Below are 2,450 nucleotides of genomic sequence, written 5' to 3' on the forward strand. Positions count from 1 at the left end.
CGCCGGGACGGACGACCCCGGCGCGGACCCCTTCCGCCAGCAACGGTTCGAAGGTCGCACGCATCCGATCGGACGGATCGCTGTGCCAACCACCGCTCCTGCTCATCATGACGCGGGTGATTCCCAGATTCCGGGAAAGCGACAGCAGTACCGAATCGAAGTAGGCAACGATGCCGCCCTGCTGCCCGTGCAGTGCGCGCGCGTCCGCCTCGTGGGCGAGCAAGTTGCTTTCGTAGACCGCGGCGGCAAGCTCTTCGCGGCTCGCGAAATTGCGATGCAACGTCGTGCGGCTGACCCCGGCCGCACGAGCGATCTCCTCGAGCGGCGCGTCGGGTCCCAGGGTCCCAAAGACCTCGCGGGAGGCATCGATCAGCCGAGCACGGTTCTCCTTCGCGTCACGCCGCTGCGACGGCTTGCGAACGGCTGGCCCTGCGATGTCCATGGCGCCATCCTGCACTGACAGTGCGCTCGACATCCCACGTGCCCCGAGCTGGCGAGCCGGCGCCTCGCCCATCCGTGGCATCAGATGCGGACGTTGCCGCCGTTGACCGACAGCGTCTGTCCGGTGACCCACCCGGCGGCCGAGGAGGCGAAGTAGGCGACCGCTCCGGCGACATCGGCCGGTTGACCCAGGCGCTTGAGCGGGTAGCGGTTGCCCAGCTTGGCCTGCATCTCCTCGCTCATCCCCTGCATGACGATCGTGCTGAGGCTGATCGCATTGCAGGTCACGCCGTGGGGTCCGACCTCGGCTGCGATCGAGCGCATCAGGGCGATGGCTGCGGCTTTCGAGGCGCCGTACATGGCGAGGTTGGGATCCCCGACGCGACCCGAGTCGGAGACGATGGTGACGACCCTCCCCCAGCCGCTCTCGATCATCGCGGGCAGCGCGGCCCGGGTCATGAACGCGACGCCGTACAGGTTGATGTCGACGAACTGTTTCCAGCTCGCGGTGGTCTCCTCGAGGAACGGGACCAGGCCCATGCCTTGGGGCGGGATGCCTGCGTTGTTGACCAGGATGTCGACCGGGCCGAGTTGGGCCGCGCTGGCGAAAATGGCCCTGACTGCTTCCTCGTCAGCGATGTCTCCGGGCGCAGCGACGGCCTTGCCACCAGCCTCGATGACCGTCGCGACGGCCTCTTCGGCACGCTCGGAGCTGATGTCGTTGATCGCGATCGCTGCGCCTCGGGAGGCGAGTTCGAGCGCGATCCCCAGGCCGACTCCGCGACCCGCACCGGTGATCAGCGCGACTCGGCCTTCGAAGTTCTGGTCCGTCATTGTCCGGACGCTAGGTCCGGACCTTCTTCCGTGTCAATAATTAAGATAAATGTCAGACTCTGCTTCGCAGTGCGCAAGGATGCAGGTATGAGTGAACCCGGCGACGAGATGATCCAGGTCGCGCTCGAGCTGTTCGACGCGGCCCGCAACGGAGAAACGACACGCCTGCTGGCGTACGTCGACTCCGGTGTTCCCGTCGACCTCACCGACCACCAGGGCAACACACTTCTCATGCTGGCCGCCTACTACGGTCACGCCGAGCTTGTCGCCGGCCTCGCCGAGCGCGGTGCCAACGTCGACGCGACCAACGACCGCGACCAGGTCGCTCTCGCGGGTGCGCTGTTCAAGGGCTACGACGAGGTGATCGACGTCCTGGTGCGACTCGGCGCAGACCTCGAGCTCGGCACGCCGACCGCTCGCGACGCCGCGAAGATGTTCGACCGCACACTTCCCTCGGTCTGAGCCTGAGCGAACCGGACCCGAAAGCGGGCGTCGGCTTGTCGACCCAGAGCCCACCCGTCCTCAGTGGATGAAGACGTCGTCCGGCACCGGCGCCGGTCGTCCCTTGACGAACAGCGACACTGCGATCATCACGGCCACCACCACGACCCCGCAGATCACTGCGGCATGGAACCCGCTGGCCAACGCTGCGTCGTCGGCGGCCCCGGCGCTGAGCTCTCCGAGCTCCTTCGCTGACGCGACCGCGATGAAGAGTGCGGTCCCTGCAGCGCCCGCGAGCTGCTGCAACGCGTTGAGGATGGCACTGCCGTGGTTGTAGAGGTCCTGCTCCAGAGCACCCATCGCGAACGTGATGCAGGGCGTGAACAACATGCCCAGGGACAGGCTCAGGATGACGTGCGAGAAGACGATGAACCAGGGCTCCGTGTTCTGACCGGCGAAGAGCAGCATGACGATCGAGATCATCAACGTGATCGAGGCAGGAAGCACCAGCGGACGCGGACCGTGGCGATCGTAGACACGACCGACCGCCGGAGCGATCAGCCCCATCATCAGGCCCCCGGGGAGCAGCATCAGGCCGGCGGCGAAGGCGCCGAGGTGCAGCACCTCCTGCATGTAGATCGGCAGCAGGATGAGGACGCCGAACAGGGCGGCCATCGCGAGCAGCAGGATGACGAGGCACAAGACGAACGACCGCTGCTTCAACGGTCGGAGGT

Annotated in this window: 4 protein-coding genes; 1 reads left to right on the forward strand and 3 read right to left on the reverse strand. The window is 66.5% G+C overall.

Annotation, left to right across the window (positions count from 1 at the left end):
* Both ACXJKL_RS19280 and ACXJKL_RS19285 read right to left on the reverse strand, forming a co-directional pair.
* Nucleotides 1–442, reverse strand: a 442-nt coding sequence (locus ACXJKL_RS19280; RefSeq protein WP_457208615.1) for a TetR/AcrR family transcriptional regulator, incomplete at its 3' end; no start/stop codon positions are given.
* An 80-nt stretch (nucleotides 443–522) separates the two neighbouring features.
* A complete protein-coding gene (locus ACXJKL_RS19285; protein WP_457208616.1) occupies nucleotides 523–1,275 on the reverse strand; it encodes an SDR family NAD(P)-dependent oxidoreductase in 753 nt (250 codons plus the stop codon).
* Between the two features lie 87 nt (nucleotides 1,276–1,362).
* On the opposite strand from ACXJKL_RS19285, the gene ACXJKL_RS19290 reads away from it, so the two are divergent.
* Nucleotides 1,363–1,737 carry an ankyrin repeat domain-containing protein gene (locus ACXJKL_RS19290; protein WP_457208617.1) on the forward strand — a complete coding sequence of 125 codons (375 nt, stop codon included), beginning with the start codon at nucleotides 1,363–1,365 and terminating at the stop codon, nucleotides 1,735–1,737.
* Between the two features lie 60 nt (nucleotides 1,738–1,797).
* Here ACXJKL_RS19290 and ACXJKL_RS19295 read toward each other — a convergent pair.
* Nucleotides 1,798–2,450 (reverse strand): MFS transporter (locus tag ACXJKL_RS19295; RefSeq protein WP_457208618.1); only part of this gene is annotated, 653 nt, incomplete at its 5' end.

Source organism: Nocardioides sp. P5_C9_2 (assembly GCF_054049555.1).

Coding starts and splice junctions, on each gene's coding strand:
- ACXJKL_RS19285 (WP_457208616.1), bottom strand. CDS start 1,275: ATGACGGACCAGAACTTCGAAGGCCGAGTCGCGCTGATCACCGGTGCG.
- ACXJKL_RS19290 (WP_457208617.1), top strand. CDS start 1,363: ATGAGTGAACCCGGCGACGAGATGATCCAGGTCGCGCTCGAGCTGTTC.